The following is a 15,407-nucleotide window of genomic DNA, read 5'->3' as shown; positions in this document are numbered from 1 at the left end:
ATTTTCAGTGTAGGCCACCACGAAAGCGTTTCCTCAACAGCCACCACATACACAGCAAGAGCACGGCGAAAATACTTGCCGCTCCAATGTAGATACTCGCCACAGTCAATGGTGGTAGCGCCAATCCACGCGGGAGAACGAAGAAGCTGACCAAGGCGGAATAGCCGACCACGCTCATCCGGAAGGCGGAGCGGTTAGCCCAGGCGGCAAGGGGGAGAATCGCCCACAACATGTACCACGGGTGGAGGACAGGGAAGAGGACGACCAAGATAAACGTCGACATGCCTAAGCCGCCAACTGGGTGGATTGTCCCGCGGTAGGTGGCTAAGAGCATGCGGATCATGAAAGCGCCTGCGACAAGTACTCCAGCTCCCCGGGTTATGCTGAGCATGGCGTCTGTGTGATCTCCTAGGTCGAGCAACATGCCAAGCGCCCCGGCAATTACTCCGATGTCGGTAGTGATTGACATCCAGCTGCGGATCGTCGCGGCACCGCCCTGGCCTGTGACCCAGCCCATGCCGATTCCAGTGAGCATAGTCACCACGGCGGTCGTGACTACCAGCGCAAGCAGTTGGGATAGCCCGCCCACCAGCCAAGCGAAGACATGGGAGCGTCCGCGCTCGCGCATACAACGCGCGATTGCCATACCCAAGAATCCCAGGGGAATAAACCCGGTGACCTTTACCAGGCCAGCGCAAGTCACCAAAGCCGCCCCGATGAAAATCAGTGTCCATCCACTAACCGGCGATTGCGCTAGCTTATCGACGCCCCGAAGTCCTACTTCCAAACCGACCAAGAGGAACCCTAACAACATGGCCTCGTTGTGAATTCCGCCGATTAGATGGAGCATGCTGAGCGGATTGAGGATACCCAGCCACATAGCGGCCTGTGGGTTAACGTGGCATCGCTGTGCCAAACGAACCACCGCCCAGGCGGATACGGATAACCCTGCGACAGCGAGCACGCGATGTGCGAACACTCCGGCGACAATACTGTCCGAGGTGAGCCGACTAATCACGGAAGCGAACCCGAGAGCAACCGGGCCATATGGAGAAGGAGAGTGTGCCCAAATGAATGGTACTGAGCGGGCAATGTCAACATTTGCCCCCAGTAAATCAATGGGGCCACCTGAATATGGATCCATTCCTTGACGCACGATGGACCCCTGCGCAAGGTAGGAATAAATGTCTTGGGTAAAAAGTGGCGCGGAGAGTGCGATGGGGAAAACCCAAGCGATATAAGTGCGTCGCAACATGGTCATGCTCACACGAGCTTGGTGTGGTTTCGGCACGCGCGTGGTGACGAACGGACCCATGAGCACCCAGGCCAAAACAAGAAAACCTACCCCGATCAGCGTGATTATCGAAGAAGTTGTGAGCATACGCGCCATTACTGACCCAAGCGGAAATGACCGGTAGGGATTGCCCACCACTGGGAAAGCTCCAGCGCCCAGCGCCCCAAGTCCCATCATGAATGTCCCTAGCGTGCCCATCCATCGCACATAAGCAAAGCGCTGTTCTTCGAGATAACTGAGGCCGCGGGAGGTGTCTGCGCGGTCTTCATGGAGTTCTGCGGAGCGCGAGCCAGGGGCGCCAACTCTAGGCAGTGCACTTACTGGCCAACGTGCTGCCTGAGTTGATCGGTCGTTGTGCGGGGAGGGGCTCACGCCTGACAATCCTAATTGCAGGCGAGGCGTCAACCTGGAAAATGGTCTTGATTCGGTGTGTCTATTGGACAAGTGGAATGAATTACGGAACACTTGTGTTGTCTAATATGGACGTTGGACAAACAGATTCCACGAAGGAGGTTCGCGAGGCATGACGAGAGCTGACTCACAGTCGTCACAACAGCCCCAAGATCCGCCTAGGGAGCAATTCGAAGGACGCACTCGCAGCGACATCCTCGTCGCCTTGCTGCATCACGGCCCATCAAGTGCGTCATTCCTTGGCGAACACTTGGGACTGGCCGCAGCCGGTGTGCGCAGGCACTTAGACATCTTGCAGGCCGAAGGCCTTATCGAAGTCACCGGTCCACGCAATGGCAGCCAGCGGGGACGAGGCCGGCCGGCCAAAGCATTTGCGCTTACCGACGCCGGTCGCAGCCAATTCGGCCACGACTACGACACTCTGGCAGCTTTGGCACTCACGGCTCTGCGCGAGACCGGCGGTGACGCGGCAGTTCGAGAGTTCGCCCGCAAACGCATCGAGTCGATCGTTGCGGATATTCAGCCAGCCGGGGCAACAGAAGAGTCGATCAAGAAGACAGCGAATGATTTGGTTGCGGCGTTTTCGCGTAGCGGCTATGCGGCGTCGGCAAGCGAGGCGGGCACAGGGGTGCAGATTTGTCAGCATCACTGCCCAATTTCGCATGTTGCCTCCGAATTCCCCGAGCTGTGCGAGGCGGAGCACCGTGCGATTTCCGAATTGATTGGCCAACATGTGCAGCCGTTGGCGACCATCGTCGACGGCCACGGAATCTGTACCACCAACATCCCACTGACACCCATTAAGCGACAACACCCACAAGATCCAGGACAGGGAAGGAGCGGTTCATGACTCAGGCGGCAACTCCACAAGAAGTCAATACCCAGCTCACCGACGAAGAGATCATCGATTCCATCGGCGCGTACCAATTCGGTTGGCATGATCCCGATGTAGCCGGTGCTTCGGCTAAGCGTGGCCTCAGCAATGCTGTGGTGGCGGACATTTCGCGCCTTAAGAACGAGCCCGAATGGATGCTCGAGCGCCGGTTGAAGGCGCTGGAGATCTTTGACAAGAAGCCGATGCCGACGTGGGGTGCAGACCTTTCCGGCATTGATTTCGATAACATCAAGTACTTCGTGCGCTCGACTGAAAAGCAGGCAACGTCCTGGGAAGATCTGCCTGAAGACATCAAGAACACCTACGACAAGCTGGGTATTCCTGAGGCGGAAAAGCAGCGCCTGGTCGCCGGTGTGGCCGCGCAGTATGAGTCTGAGGTTGTCTACCATCAGATCCGCGAGGACCTGGAGGAAAAGGGTGTCATCTTTGTCGATACGGACACCGCGTTGCGCGAGCACGAAGAACTGTTTAAGGAGTACTTCGGCACCGTCATCCCTGCGGGCGATAACAAGTTTTCTGCACTGAACACTGCCGTGTGGTCCGGTGGCTCCTTCATCTACGTGCCGAAGGGTGTCCACGTGGACATCCCGCTGCAGGCCTACTTCCGCATCAACACCGAGAACATGGGTCAATTTGAGCGCACCCTGATCATCGTTGATGAAGATGCCTACGTCCACTACGTGGAAGGCTGTACCGCGCCGATTTACAAGTCGGACTCCCTGCACTCAGCAGTAGTGGAGATCATCGTGAAGAAGGGCGGCCGTTGCCGCTACACCACGATCCAGAACTGGTCGAACAACGTCTACAACCTGGTGACTAAGCGCACCAAGTGTGAAGAAGGCGCGACCATGGAATGGGTCGACGGCAACATCGGCTCCAAGGTCACCATGAAGTACCCAGCCGTGTGGATGACCGGCCCATACGCCAAGGGCGAGGTGCTTTCCGTGGCTTTTGCGGGAGAGGGCCAATTCCAGGACACTGGCGCGAAGATGGTGCACATGGCGCCACATACCTCCTCGAACATTGTCTCCAAGTCGGTGGCTCGCGCCGGCGGTCGCGCCGCCTACCGCGGTTTGGTACAGATCAACAAGGAAGCTCACCACTCCACCTCCAACGTGGAATGTGATGCCCTGCTGGTGGACAACATTTCCCGTTCGGACACCTACCCGTACAACGACATTCGCAATGACCACGTCTCCCTCGGCCATGAGGCAAAGGTTTCCCAGGTCTCTGAAGATCAGCTGTTCTACCTAATGTCTCGCGGTGTGGCTGAAGATGAGGCCATGGCGATGATTGTTCGCGGGTTCGTTGAGCCGATCGCCAAGGAGCTGCCAATGGAGTACGCGCTGGAGCTCAACCGCCTGATTGAACTGCAAATGGAAGGATCGGTGGGCTAACCGCAATGACCGCACCTGAACAAACCGTAAAGGCCGCCACGTACCACAACAACAAGGGCGACCTGTTTTCCTCCTTCGATGTCACTGACTTCGAAGTACCAAAGGGTCGCGACGAGGTGTGGCGCTTCGTGCCCCTGCGTCGACTGCGTGGCCTGCACGACGGCTCCTTCTTGCCAGCTACCAGCCCAGATATTTCGGTAGACGTTCCCGAAGGCGCCAAGGGTGTTACCGTCGAGACTGTTGCATGCGACGACGCTCGCCTGGGACAAGCCGGTGCTCCAGTTGACCGTGTAGCTGCCCAAGCCTGGACCTCCATGACGGAAGCTACCGTGGTGACTTTCGCCAAGGATTCTGTCAACAACGATGCCGTCACGATTACTATCCGTGGCAAGGGCCTGGACTCCACCACCTTTGGTGCAGTCGCGGTCATCGTTGAGCCGGGCGCGCAAGCCCGCGTCAACTTCGAGCTCGTAGGAACGGGCACTCATGCAGATAACCACGAGTTCGTGGTTGGCGACAATGCCAAGCTCGACGTAGTCGTCCACGCGAACTGGAATGACGACACCGTCCATGTCGGCGCTCAGCGCGCAGTACTTGGCCGCGATGCGACCCTGCGTCACGCAGCAGCCGTATTCGGTGGGGAAGTAGTGCGACTGGTTCCGCAGGTAAAATTCACTGCTCCTGGCGGTGACGCCGAAATGCTCGGTGTGTACTTCGCCGACGACGGCCAGTTCTTCGAGCAGCGACTGCTGGTCGACCACGCAGAACCGAACTGCAAGTCCAACGTGCTCTACAAGGGTGCGCTGCAGGGAGATCCCAGCTCGGAGCGTACGGAGGCTCGCACTGCATGGGTCGGCGATGTGCTGATTCGCGCAAACGCGCAAGGCACCGATACTTACGAGGCGAACCGAAACTTGGTGCTCACCGAGGGCGCACGCGCAGATGCCGTTCCGAACCTGGAGATCGAAACCGGCGAGATCGTGGGCGCTGGCCACGCAGCTACGGTGGGTCGTTTCGACGATGAGCAATTGTTCTACCTGCTGTCGCGTGGTATTCCAGCTGAAGACGCCCGCCGCCTGATCGTCCGTGGCTTCTTCTCGGAAGTAATCAACCGAATCCCGGGCGCTGAACTGCGCGAACTCCTGGAATCGAAGATCGCCGACGAACTTGAGGGCGCCGAATTCTAGTTGGCGCGCTAGCCATTTCTCCCCAAAGAACCACCAGACTTTATACTCCCATTGAAGGAAACTCATGAGCACCCTTGAAATTCGTAACCTGACGGCTCAGGTTTTGCCTGCCGACGAATCCGCCGAGCCGAAAGAAATCCTCCACGGCGTTAACTTGACCATCAACTCGGGCGAGACCCATGCCATCATGGGACCGAACGGATCCGGTAAGTCAACCCTCGCCTACACGCTTGCCGGCCACCCTCGCTACGAGGTCACCGGTGGCGAAGTGCTTCTCGACGGCGTGAACCTCCTCGATCTCGAAGTTGATGAGCGCGCTCGCGCTGGCCTGTTCCTGGCAATGCAGTACCCAGTCGAGGTCCCTGGCGTATCGATGGCTAACTTCCTGCGGACCGCTGCCACCGCTGTTCGCGGTGAGGCTCCTAAGCTGCGCGACTGGGTCAAGGAAGTTCGCGAGGCCCAGGATGAGCTTTCCATCGGCAAGGAGTTTGCCGAGCGCTCGGTGAACGAAGGCTTCTCTGGTGGCGAAAAGAAGCGCCACGAAGTGCTGCAGCTTGGTCTGTTGCGCCCTAAGTTCGCGGTGCTGGACGAGACGGACTCTGGCCTGGACGTCGACGCGCTGCGCGTTGTTTCCGAGGGCATCAACCGTTACCAGGAGCGCGAAAACGGCGGCGTGTTGATGATCACCCACTACAAGCGCATCCTGAACTACGTTAAGCCAGATTTCGTACATGTTTTCGCTGGTGGCAAGATCGTTACCACCGGTGGTCCGGAGCTCGCTGACGAGCTCGAAGCAAACGGTTACGACCAATACCTGTGATGACTTCTCTCACCAATACTGACGGAACCTTAAACATCGACGCGGTGCGCGCGCAGTTCCCAATTCTGCAGCGCACCGTGCGAAACAACCAGCCGTTGGCATACCTGGATTCCGGTGCGACCTCGCAACGCCCTGAACGAGTGTGGCGCACCGAGGAACAGTTTGTCCTCCACACCAACGCCCCGGTTCACCGTGGCGCCTACTTGCTCGCTGAAGAATCAACCGATGCCTACGAAGAAGCCAGGGACAAGATCGCTGCCTTCGTCGGCGCAGACTCCGACGAGTTAGCTTTTACCAAGAATGCAACCGAGGCCCTGAACCTCGTGGCCTATGTGCTTGGTGATCCGCGCGCCGGCGACCTGGCGGTTGGTCCTGGGGACACTGTCGTAGTCACCGAGCTGGAGCACCATGCCAACTTGGTGCCGTGGCAGGAACTCTGCCAGCGCACTGGCGCTACCCTGCGGTGGTACCACGTGACGCAGGACGGGCGCATCGACATGGACTCACTCGAACTCGACCACAGCGTCAAGGTCGTAGCTTTTACCCATCAGTCCAACGTGACTGGTGCCGTTGCTGATGTCGCCGAGCTGGTACGACGTGCACGCGAGGTGGGCGCGTTGACGGTACTTGATGCCTGCCAATCTGTGCCACACATGGCCGTAGACTTCCATGCTTTGGGCGTTGACTTCGCTGCATTTTCCGGGCACAAGATGTGCGGACCTTCTGGCGTGGGTGCGTTGTACGGACGTCGCGAATTGCTCGCTCAATTGCCGCCATTCCTCACGGGTGGATCGATGATTGAAAAGGTCACGATGGAAGGGACTACCTTCACGGCACCGCCACAACGTTTCGAGGCGGGCACGCAGATGACCTCCCAGGTTGTCGGTCTGGGTGCAGCGGTCGATTTCTTGACCGAAATCGGGATGGAAAACATCGCCAAGCACGAGCATGCTCTCACCGCGTATGCGTTGGAGCAGCTGCAGCTTATCGACGGCCTGACGGTGTTCGGACCGACGACCGCGGAGCGACGCGGCGGCGCGATTTCTTTCGCCGTCGAGGGGATTCACCCGCACGACCTCGGCCAGGTGCTCGATGATGCCGGCGTGTCCATCCGGGTTGGCCACCATTGTGCTTGGCCGGTGCATCGTGCTGCCGGGATTCAGGCGTCGGCACGCGCGTCGTTTTACCTCTACAACACGTTTGCTGAGGTAGATCGGCTCGTGGCGGCGATCAAGCAGGCTCAGGACTTCTTTGGAGTGAGCAAATGAGACTAGAGCAGATGTATCAAGAGGTGATCCTCGATCACTACAAGAATCCCCAGCATGCTGGGCTGCGCGACCCTTATTCCGCTGAGGTGCACCACGTCAATACTTCCTGCGGGGATGAGCTAACGCTTCGGGTTCACCTGTCGGAAGATGGCTCAACCGTGGAGGACATCTCCTATGACGCTGAGGGCTGTTCGATCAGCCAGGCCTCGACGTCGGTGATGGCCGAAGAGATCGTCGGTTTGCCGGTTGCGGAAGCGATGGCGAAGCTGCAGGCTTTTGAGCACATGGTTACCTCGCGTGGCTCGGATGAAGGCGATCCAGAGGTGATTGGCGATGGCGTGGCGTTCGCCGGAGTTTCGAAGTACCCAGCACGGGTAAAGTGCGCACTTTTAGGCTGGAAAGCCTTCCAAGCTGCAACCGCGGAAGCGCTGGAAAATTAGTCCCGAGAGGAAATCATGACCGAAGAAAACGTAAGCAGCGAGGAAACCTTCGACGAGAAGCCACCGGTGCCTGAGAAGCCGGAGCAGTCGGAGGCCGACCTGGCCAAGGCCAGCGATGTAGAGGAATACCTCCACGATGTCATCGACCCGGAACTCGGGATCAACGTGGTGGATCTTGGTTTGGTCTACGACACCTACATCGTCGATGGCAACCATGCGGTCGTCAACATGACGTTGACGTCCCCCGCCTGCCCGCTCACCGATGTGCTTGAAGAACAGGCTGAAGCTGCGGTGGTGGGTAGCGGTGTTGTCGAAAAGCTCACTCTGAACTGGGTGTGGATGCCACCGTGGGGTCCAGATATGATCACCGAGGACGGTCGCGAGCAGCTACGCGCACTGGGATTCTCCGTGTAACAGCTTCACCTGAACTCCTCCCGCGTCTTGTGTGGGAGGAGTTTTGCTATGTCACCGAGGCCAGCAGCACGATCGCCACAAACATCGCGGAGACAGCAAAGATAAGAATGAACAATCGAGCTGGCAGACCAGCAGTTGGCTTTGACTGCGCCGGAGGCGTTCGATGAGTGATAACCGGTACTGCCGGTGCTGCAGGTCTCATTGGCATGGGCTGCCCCTGTGGCTGAATCGCCTGCAGGGGTGGCATCTGCTGGTCGACGGCCGGATCCACAATGCGCTGGAAGGCCTGGGATTGCCTGACCGAAGGCACTGGCTGCCACTGTGCGTCTTTCACGTCTGCCGGATCAAGACCATACTTAGCTAACTCTCCGCGCAATAACCGAAGCGACGGGTGTGCTGGGGTGCGCAGCACAATATGGCCTTGCTGACCACTCCGCAAGGTGTAGGTGACGTAGTGGTCCCATTCCTTCACTTCAGCAGACATACCATCAACCTATCGTGCTCGCCTGATTTGTGCAGCAAGTACGCGCAGAATGGAAACTTTGGTTCCCAGTGGCACGCTAACAAACACCCGCATCATGCCCCATAAGGTTCCGATGGGATCTCCCAGTCCAAGGAAACCGCGCTGCGTTTTGATCGATGCACCCAGGATCACATCGAGAACCTCGGCCAGCCTAGCCGGGGACAGCTCGAGCAGCACCGATTGGATGAGCGTGCACAGCGCCCGGTCGACTCGGAACTGCCAGGTTCGAAACGGCAACTGGTTTGGGTGGTCGCCCTGTTTTGGCCATAGCGCGTCCAAGGTGGGGTCCACCATTCGAAATGAGGTGGCAAGGCTGAAACCAGTTATGGGGTTGATGAATCCTGCCCGCGCCCCGAACGGCAACGCACTAAGCGTTGGCTGGGGCGGGCTGAGGGGGATAACGACCTTCTCGACGGCACGTGGCTTCTCATCCAGGTCAGCCTCCAACTGCGCTGCTAGGCAGTCCCAGTCCACGACCTCGCGGGTGGCGAGCAATGTTTGTTCGACGAGGGTGCCGTGTTTCGTCGGAAAGCTATAGCGAAATTGTCCCGTGCGGGGATCAAAATCAAGCCAGTTCGGTGCTATCGGCTCAGTCACGAACCAGCCCAGAGCCTGCTGCGCCACCATTCCCTCTTCCATCCGTGCGCCGCGGGCATCGACCACAACATCGGCGGTAAATGAGTTCGGCCCGACCTGCACGCGGGTAGAGTTCTGAATTTCCGCGTGACCTTGGATTACTTCGAAAGTGAGTAGGCGTCGGCGTAGGGCATCATTGTCGAGGATCACGTATTCCCTGGCCAGTTGGTGGGTGCGGAGCGCTCGGGCCGTCGGAAAGCTGCGAGAACTCACCGGGATGTCGGAGAGCCAATCGGGGAGTTCGTCTCGAAACAGCCCAAAGGTGTTGACCCAGCGGGTTTGGGGGTCGATGCCTAAGACCTTGAGCCCACGGGCCTGGGCTCGGTGCCCTAGTGCCGCCCCTGCGGGGCCGAGTCCCACGATGATCAAGTCATAAGTCGTAGCCAACGTGCGCGCTCCCTCCAGGTCCGGTTTCTACCCAGTCAGTGTAGTGGCTGTCTGCCGTGACCAGACCGTAGCCTAAGCGCTTATCGACGCCCACTTCCAGTCCCGCAGTCGAGCCAGCGACAACGCGATGGGTAGCACACTGTAGACTGTCCAGCTGTGATTGTCTCGGAAGATTTGGAAGTGCGCGTCGGCGCGCGCACCCTGCTCAACGCCCCTGGTCAGCACCTGCGGGTGCAGCCCGGCGACCGCATCGGTTTGGTCGGCCGCAATGGTGCCGGCAAGACCACAACCATGCGTATTTTGGCAGGTGAGAGCGAGCCTTACGCGGGCAAGGTGGTGCGTTCCGGTGACATCGGATATCTGCCGCAGGATTCCCGCGAGGGCAACATTGACCAAACCGCGCGCGACCGAGTGCTATCAGCACGCGGTCTGGATCGCATCAAGGCGTCAATGGAGCGTCAGCAGGAGCTCATCGAAACGGGCACGGATGCCGAGCGCAACAAAGCTGTGAACAAATACTCCCGGCTGGAGGAGCAATACTACGCCCTCGGTGGGTACGAGGCCGACTCCGAAGCCGCCCGCATTTGCGACGCGCTGGGACTGCCCGCCCGCATCCTCGACCAGCAATTGGGGACGCTGTCGGGTGGCCAGCGCCGTCGCGTCGAGCTCGCTCAGATCCTGTTCGCCGCGACCGCCGGTTCGGGTCGTTCGCAGACCACCCTCCTTCTCGACGAACCCACCAACCACCTCGACGCCGACTCAATTACGTGGCTGCGCGACTTCTTGTCCAAGCATGAGGGCGGGCTCATCATGATCTCGCACGACGTGGAGCTTCTCGACGCCGTCTGCAACAAAATCTGGTTCCTCGACGCGGTGCGAGGCGAGGCTGATGTGTACAACATGGGTTGGAAGAAGTACCTGGATGCGCGGGCCACGGACGAGCAGCGTCGCCGTCGCGAGCGAGCCAACGCCGAGAAGAAAGCATCGGCACTGAAGCAACAGGCCGCAAAGCTCGGCGCGAAGGCCACCAAGGCTGCCGCTGCCAAGCAGATGCTGGCGCGCGCGGAAAAGATGGTGGCTGCTACCGACGAGATTCGCCAGGCAGACCGCGTCGCGCACATCCAGTTCCCAGAACCCGCGCCGTGTGGCAAGACTCCACTGAATGCGACGGGTTTGACAAAGATGTATGGCTCACTGGAGGTTTTCGCGGGCGTAGACTTGGCGATTGATAAGGGCTCCCGCGTGGTGGTTTTGGGCTTCAACGGTGCTGGCAAGACCACGCTGCTGAAGTTGCTCGCTGGCGTCGAGCGTACCGACGGCGAAGGCGGCATTGTGACCGGTCACGGCCTGAAAATCGGCTACTTTGCGCAGGAGCACGACACTATTGACCCTGCGAAGTCCGTTTGGCAGAACACCATCGACGCTTGCCCAGAAGCAGGGGAGCAGGACCTACGTTCCCTGCTCGGCGCGTTCATGTTCTCCGGGGAGCAACTCGACCAGCCAGCAGGCACCTTGTCCGGTGGTGAGAAGACCCGCCTGGCGTTGGCCTCCCTCGTATCTTCCCGCGCCAACGTGCTGCTGCTCGACGAGCCGACAAACAACCTCGATCCGATTTCCCGCGAACAGGTCCTCGACGCCCTACGCACCTATACAGGTGCCGTCGTCCTGGTCACCCACGACCCGGGCGCCGTTCGCGCTTTGGAGCCGGAGCGCGTCATCGTACTGCCGGACGGCACCGAAGACCTGTGGAATGACGAATATATGGAGATCGTGGAGCTCGCTTAGAAGTGACAAATTACCGGTTTTGAATGGTTGCTTTTCGCTATTTTTTGACTTTTTGGGTGAGCTAATTACGCACCTCTATACGGTTCCTACAAATCTTTCCAAAAGTGTCGCTCGGGCGGTTTATTATGAGGGGTAAAGTTTCAGAGGAGTCGTCAAGATCCAAATCAAGAAAACAAATACTGCTGAATTGGTTGTTCACGAACAAGAACTGACTAAGCGGCTCATGGATGCCTGTTCTGCGATCGAAGGGGCGCCGATCTCACGTCGTGACCTGAGAGATCTTAACCTGATGCGTTGTCTTTCGATCGAAAAAGAGATCTCTACGATGAAGTGCGTCTCGTAGAAGTGCTGCTTTCGAACGATGATTGAATTTCCGAGTCCTCGCCAATTTAATGAAACTAGTGTCCAGGACTTTCACCAATTAGTCCTGGACATCATCTTGTCCGCAATGCCTGTTACTTCTGACCAGGTTTTAACTGAAGTCACTGAGAACACGGACAACGGTGCATATCCGATGTGGTTTAAGGTGCCACTGCACTATGGTCCAGGTCCAATTGCCCTTGAGGATGCCGACGCTGTTACACGCAGTGACCTTTTGCAGCGTGTTCATCGAATACAAGTTGACCTCCGACGGAGAAAGCAATCATTTGACGGTCAAGGACAGCTCGTTCGAAGTTCGTGTTCATACCCAGCCTGCGATTAGATTCGAGTACGAGCGTCTTCAGCGTAAGGCTCCGGCTGCACATGTTTATTTCACGGAAATTGGTGGCCTACTTAGCCCGGCACTCATGAACAACGCAGCTACGAAGAAGGGGTGGGGGAAAATCTCCGAGCATCGCGGGAAAAGTTGTTCGATATTCAACTTCGATCTGCAGTGCGGGACAATCCGAGCGCAGCTGCCAAAGCGCTGAGAGACCTTGGTTTTGGTGTTACTGGTCCGGAAAGTGGTGTTTCGCCTGTAGCACGTCACGATTCTTGGTAAACCTGGAGATATGTGGATTTCACCGACCCTCACCCTGGCCAATGATCACGTCGTTCTCGAGCCACTCGCCGTTGCGCATAGTCGCGAACTGGAAGAAGCGGTCCGCGAGGGCGAGATTTATCGTCATTTCTGGACATCAACACCCAGCCCGCAAAACATGCGCGCGGACATTGAAGGAAAGCTCGCGCGCCGCGACGCCGGGGACATGATTCCCTTCGCCGTCCGTTCGGCATTCACTCAGCAAATTGTCGGAGTGACCACCTATTATGCCTTGCAGCAAGAGGTTCCGCACCTGGAAATTGGCTATACGTGGCTTGCACAATCAGCACAAGGCTGTGGAATTAATCCTGCCATGAAGCTCCTCATGTTGAAGTACGCTTTTGAGGAGCTCGGGTGCGCGGCTGTCGGCATTAGAACGAAGTGGAGCAATCAGCAATCACGTCGCGCTATTGAAAAGATTGGCTTCAAGCTAGACGGCATCTTGCGCGCGAGCGCCCGGCACAAGAATGGTGCGCTTGACGACGCAGTAGTGTATTCAATGCTTAGTTCCGAGTGGCCCGCGGTGAAGGCACTTCTACATCATCGGCTCGCCTCCTCGTCCCAGTGAAAAAGCTATCGGTAGGGTGGCTGTCATGACTAGAAAAGTATTGATTATTGGCGGTCATGGAAAGGTGGCTCTGTTAGCTGCCCTGTTGCTGAAAGATGCGGGTTTTGACGTCACTTCGATGATACGAAACCCTGACCATGAATCCGACGTTATAGCCACCGGCGCACAGCCCCTGGTTCAGGACCTCACCACGTTAAGTGTCGAGAGGTGGCAGGACGTGTTGGGTGGCTTTGACTCAGTTGTGTGGTCAGCTGGCGCAGGCGGAAAGGGCACCTCCGCAGACACGTACGCGATTGACCGTGATGGCGCGATGCGCATGATTGATGCCCTAGAGCAACTAGGAGACTCCGCGCCTCACCTGGTCATGGTGTCCTATTTCGGATCGGTGGGGCACTCGGTTCCGGAACACCACGGGTTCTACCCGTATGCCGATGCCAAAGAAACAGTCGATGTGCGCCTTGCCCACAGCACCATCAAGCACGTGATTTTGGCTCCAGCAACTCTTACTGACGATCCGACCGCAAGCATCACGGTGCACGAACAAGAAAACGCTGCGGGAGATCTGAAGACCTCGCGCAGCGCAGTTGCACAGATGATTGTGCAGGCAGTTAACGAGGGCAAAGAGTCTGGTCGAATCGCCTTCACCGACGCGTAGCGCTGCCCAAGAGTGCTAGTTCCTAAACCCATGCACCGGTGCTGGGATGAAGCCACCACGCTGGACGAACTGCGCGTTGCCGACCATGTTCACCGGAATCACTGGTGCATATCCGAGCAGGCCGCCGAAGTTCACCTCGTCGCCAGGCTTGGTGCCCGGAACTGGGATGACTCGCACGGCGGTGGTCTTATGGTTCATGATGCCGATGGCGGCTTCGTCGGCGATCATGCCGGCGATGAGCTCAGCGGAAGTATCACCTGGGATGGCAACCATGTCGAGGCCTACCGAGCAGATGGCGGTCATGGCTTCGAGCTTGTCGATCGATATCGAGCCAGTGCGCACCGCGTCGATCATGCCCTTGTCTTCTGACACCGGGATAAAGGAACCGGAGAGCCCACCGACGCGGGAGCATGCCATCATGCCCCCCTTCTTCACGGCGTCGTTGAGTAGCGCGAGTGCTGCGGTCGTGCCGTGGGTGCCTACCTGGTCTAGGCCCATGGCCTCGAGGATGTTGGCCACCGAGTCGCCGATCTCGGCGGTGGGGGCAAGCGAGAGATCTACGATGCCGAATGGCACGCCGAGGCGTTCCGACGCCAAGTTGCCCACCAGCTGGCCCGCACGCGTGATCTTGAAGGCGGCCTTCTTGATTTCCTCGGCTATTTCGTTCAAGGTGGCGTCGGCAGGCATGCGCTCGAGGGCGCGGGCAACCACGCCCGGGCCGGAGACGCCAACCGAGACCACGCAGTCTGGCTCCTCGATGCCGTGGAAGGCGCCAGCCATGAATGGGTTGTCACCGACAGAATTGGCAAACACCACGAGCTTGGCGCAGGCGATAGCGCTGCGATCAGCGGTGAGCGCGGCGGCTTCCTTGATCACTCGGCCCATTTCGGCAACTGCGGTCATGTTGATACCCGCGCGCGAGGTGCCGATATTGACGGAGGAGCACACGATGTCGGTGTCAGATAGCGCTTCGGGGATCGAGGCGATGAGGCGCTTATCACCAGAGGTGGCACCCTTTTCCACCAAAGCGGAGTAGCCGCCGACGAAGTTTACGCCAACCTCCTTGGCGGCACGGTCCAGAGCGCGGGCAATTTCGACGGGGTTGCCTTCGACCGAAGCTGCAAGAAGCGCGATCGGGGTGACTGAGATGCGCTTGTTGACAATCGGGATGCCGAGCTCAGCTTCGATTCCTTCGCAGACCTCGACTAGGCGTGCAGCTTGGGCGGTCAGGCGATCGTAGACTGCGTCGCAGGTTTCGGCCATGGTGCCTCGGATGCAGTCGAGCAAGGAAATTCCCATGGTGACGGTGCGGATGTCGAGGCGGTATTGCTCGATCATCTCGATGGTGTCCCAGATGGCCGCGCTTCGTGATTCAAAGTTCATGGGGGAGACCGCCTAGATCTCGTTCATTGCGGTAAACAAAGCTTCAGATTGCACCCGGATTGAGAGCTTTTGTTCCTCACCGACTCGCGCCAGACCTTCTTGGATTTGCACCAAGGAATGCTGGGACTCATCCCAGGCCACGTGGAGAATCATGGTGAAGAAGCCGTCCATGATGGTCTGCGAGACGTTGTGGATGTTGACATCCATGCTTGCCAATTCGGTGGCAACCGCGGCGATAATGCCGGAATGATCAGGGCCTGCAACTGAAATGATCGCGTACATTCTATACACACTATCGCAAGATATGCGCAGGCAACAGTGGC

16 protein-coding genes are annotated in these 15,407 nt (G+C 58.3%); 11 read left to right on the top strand and 5 right to left on the bottom strand.

Features of this window, described 5'->3' with window-relative positions; translation table 11 throughout:
• Positions 1-4 precede the first annotated feature (4 nt).
• Positions 5-1,666, bottom strand: coding sequence for a polyprenol phosphomannose-dependent alpha 1,6 mannosyltransferase MptB (gene mptB / locus CEPID_RS06450; RefSeq protein ID WP_047240267.1), 1,662 nt, complete (start codon positions 1,664-1,666; stop codon positions 5-7).
• Positions 1,667-1,817: 151 nt separating this feature from the next.
• On the opposite strand from mptB, the gene CEPID_RS06445 reads away from it, so the two are divergent.
• The 7 genes from CEPID_RS06445 (at position 1,818) to CEPID_RS06415 (ending at position 8,126) form a co-directional block, all read left to right on the top strand.
• Complete coding sequence (locus CEPID_RS06445) at positions 1,818-2,555, top strand: helix-turn-helix transcriptional regulator (RefSeq protein ID WP_047240266.1); 738 nt, start codon at positions 1,818-1,820, stop codon at positions 2,553-2,555.
• Entirely contained in the window at positions 2,552-3,997 is a 1,446-nt protein-coding gene (gene sufB, locus CEPID_RS06440) for a Fe-S cluster assembly protein SufB (protein ID WP_047240265.1), read from the top strand. Before CEPID_RS06445 ends, sufB begins: the two co-directional genes overlap by 4 nt.
• 5 nt (positions 3,998-4,002) lie before the next feature.
• Positions 4,003-5,184, top strand: a complete 1,182-nt coding sequence (gene sufD / locus CEPID_RS06435; RefSeq protein WP_047240264.1) for a Fe-S cluster assembly protein SufD — start codon at positions 4,003-4,005, stop codon at positions 5,182-5,184.
• Between the two features lie 64 nt (positions 5,185-5,248).
• Positions 5,249-6,004 carry a Fe-S cluster assembly ATPase SufC gene (gene sufC / locus CEPID_RS06430; protein WP_047240263.1) on the top strand — a complete coding sequence of 252 codons (756 nt, stop codon included), beginning with the start codon at positions 5,249-5,251 and terminating at the stop codon, positions 6,002-6,004.
• A complete protein-coding gene (locus CEPID_RS06425) occupies positions 6,004-7,272 on the top strand; it encodes a cysteine desulfurase (protein WP_047240262.1) in 1,269 nt (422 codons plus the stop codon). The genes sufC and CEPID_RS06425 overlap by 1 nt, the downstream gene beginning before the upstream one ends.
• Entirely contained in the window at positions 7,269-7,712 is a 444-nt protein-coding gene (sufU, locus tag CEPID_RS06420; RefSeq protein ID WP_047240261.1) for a Fe-S cluster assembly sulfur transfer protein SufU, read from the top strand. The genes CEPID_RS06425 and sufU overlap by 4 nt, the downstream gene beginning before the upstream one ends.
• A gap of 15 nt (positions 7,713-7,727) precedes the next feature.
• On the top strand, positions 7,728-8,126 hold the full coding sequence (locus tag CEPID_RS06415) for a metal-sulfur cluster assembly factor (protein WP_047240260.1): 399 nt from the start codon (positions 7,728-7,730) through the stop codon (positions 8,124-8,126).
• 46 nt (positions 8,127-8,172) lie between these two features.
• Here the strand turns inward: CEPID_RS06415 and CEPID_RS06410 are convergent, their stop codons facing one another.
• Positions 8,173-8,610 carry a hypothetical protein gene (locus CEPID_RS06410; protein ID WP_047240259.1) on the bottom strand — a complete coding sequence of 146 codons (438 nt, stop codon included), beginning with the start codon at positions 8,608-8,610 and terminating at the stop codon, positions 8,173-8,175.
• 9 nt (positions 8,611-8,619) lie between these two features.
• Positions 8,620-9,672 (bottom strand): lycopene cyclase family protein, encoded by a 1,053-nt coding sequence (locus CEPID_RS06405; protein WP_047240258.1) that lies wholly within the window; start codon positions 9,670-9,672, stop codon positions 8,620-8,622.
• 156 nt (positions 9,673-9,828) lie between these two features.
• Here CEPID_RS06405 and CEPID_RS06400 point away from each other — a divergent pair, with 156 nt between their 5' ends.
• From CEPID_RS06400 to CEPID_RS06385, 4 genes are all read left to right on the top strand, one after another.
• Positions 9,829-11,457, top strand: a complete 1,629-nt coding sequence (locus CEPID_RS06400) for an ABC-F family ATP-binding cassette domain-containing protein (RefSeq protein WP_047240257.1) — start codon at positions 9,829-9,831, stop codon at positions 11,455-11,457.
• Positions 11,458-11,996: 539 nt separating this feature from the next.
• On the top strand, positions 11,997-12,368 hold the full coding sequence (locus CEPID_RS06395; RefSeq protein WP_047240256.1) for a hypothetical protein: 372 nt from the start codon (positions 11,997-11,999) through the stop codon (positions 12,366-12,368).
• Positions 12,369-12,449: 81 nt separating this feature from the next.
• A complete protein-coding gene (locus CEPID_RS06390) occupies positions 12,450-13,046 on the top strand; it encodes a GNAT family N-acetyltransferase (RefSeq protein WP_047240255.1) in 597 nt (198 codons plus the stop codon).
• Positions 13,047-13,071: 25 nt separating this feature from the next.
• Positions 13,072-13,701 (top strand): NAD(P)H-binding protein, encoded by a 630-nt coding sequence (locus CEPID_RS06385; RefSeq protein ID WP_047240254.1) that lies wholly within the window; start codon positions 13,072-13,074, stop codon positions 13,699-13,701.
• Between the two features lie 15 nt (positions 13,702-13,716).
• On the opposite strand, the gene CEPID_RS06380 is transcribed toward CEPID_RS06385, so the two are convergent.
• Both CEPID_RS06380 and CEPID_RS06375 read right to left on the bottom strand, forming a co-directional pair.
• Positions 13,717-15,084, bottom strand: a complete 1,368-nt coding sequence (locus tag CEPID_RS06380) for a PFL family protein (RefSeq protein WP_047240253.1) — start codon at positions 15,082-15,084, stop codon at positions 13,717-13,719.
• A 12-nt stretch (positions 15,085-15,096) separates the two neighbouring features.
• On the bottom strand, positions 15,097-15,366 hold the full coding sequence (locus tag CEPID_RS06375; RefSeq protein ID WP_047240252.1) for an ACT domain-containing protein: 270 nt from the start codon (positions 15,364-15,366) through the stop codon (positions 15,097-15,099).
• Positions 15,367-15,407 lie beyond the last annotated feature (41 nt).

It is taken from the genome of Corynebacterium epidermidicanis (genome assembly GCF_001021025.1).
Lineage (GTDB): Bacteria > Actinomycetota > Actinomycetes > Mycobacteriales > Mycobacteriaceae > Corynebacterium > Corynebacterium epidermidicanis.
This window is presented reverse-complemented; position numbering and strand designations above follow the sequence as displayed.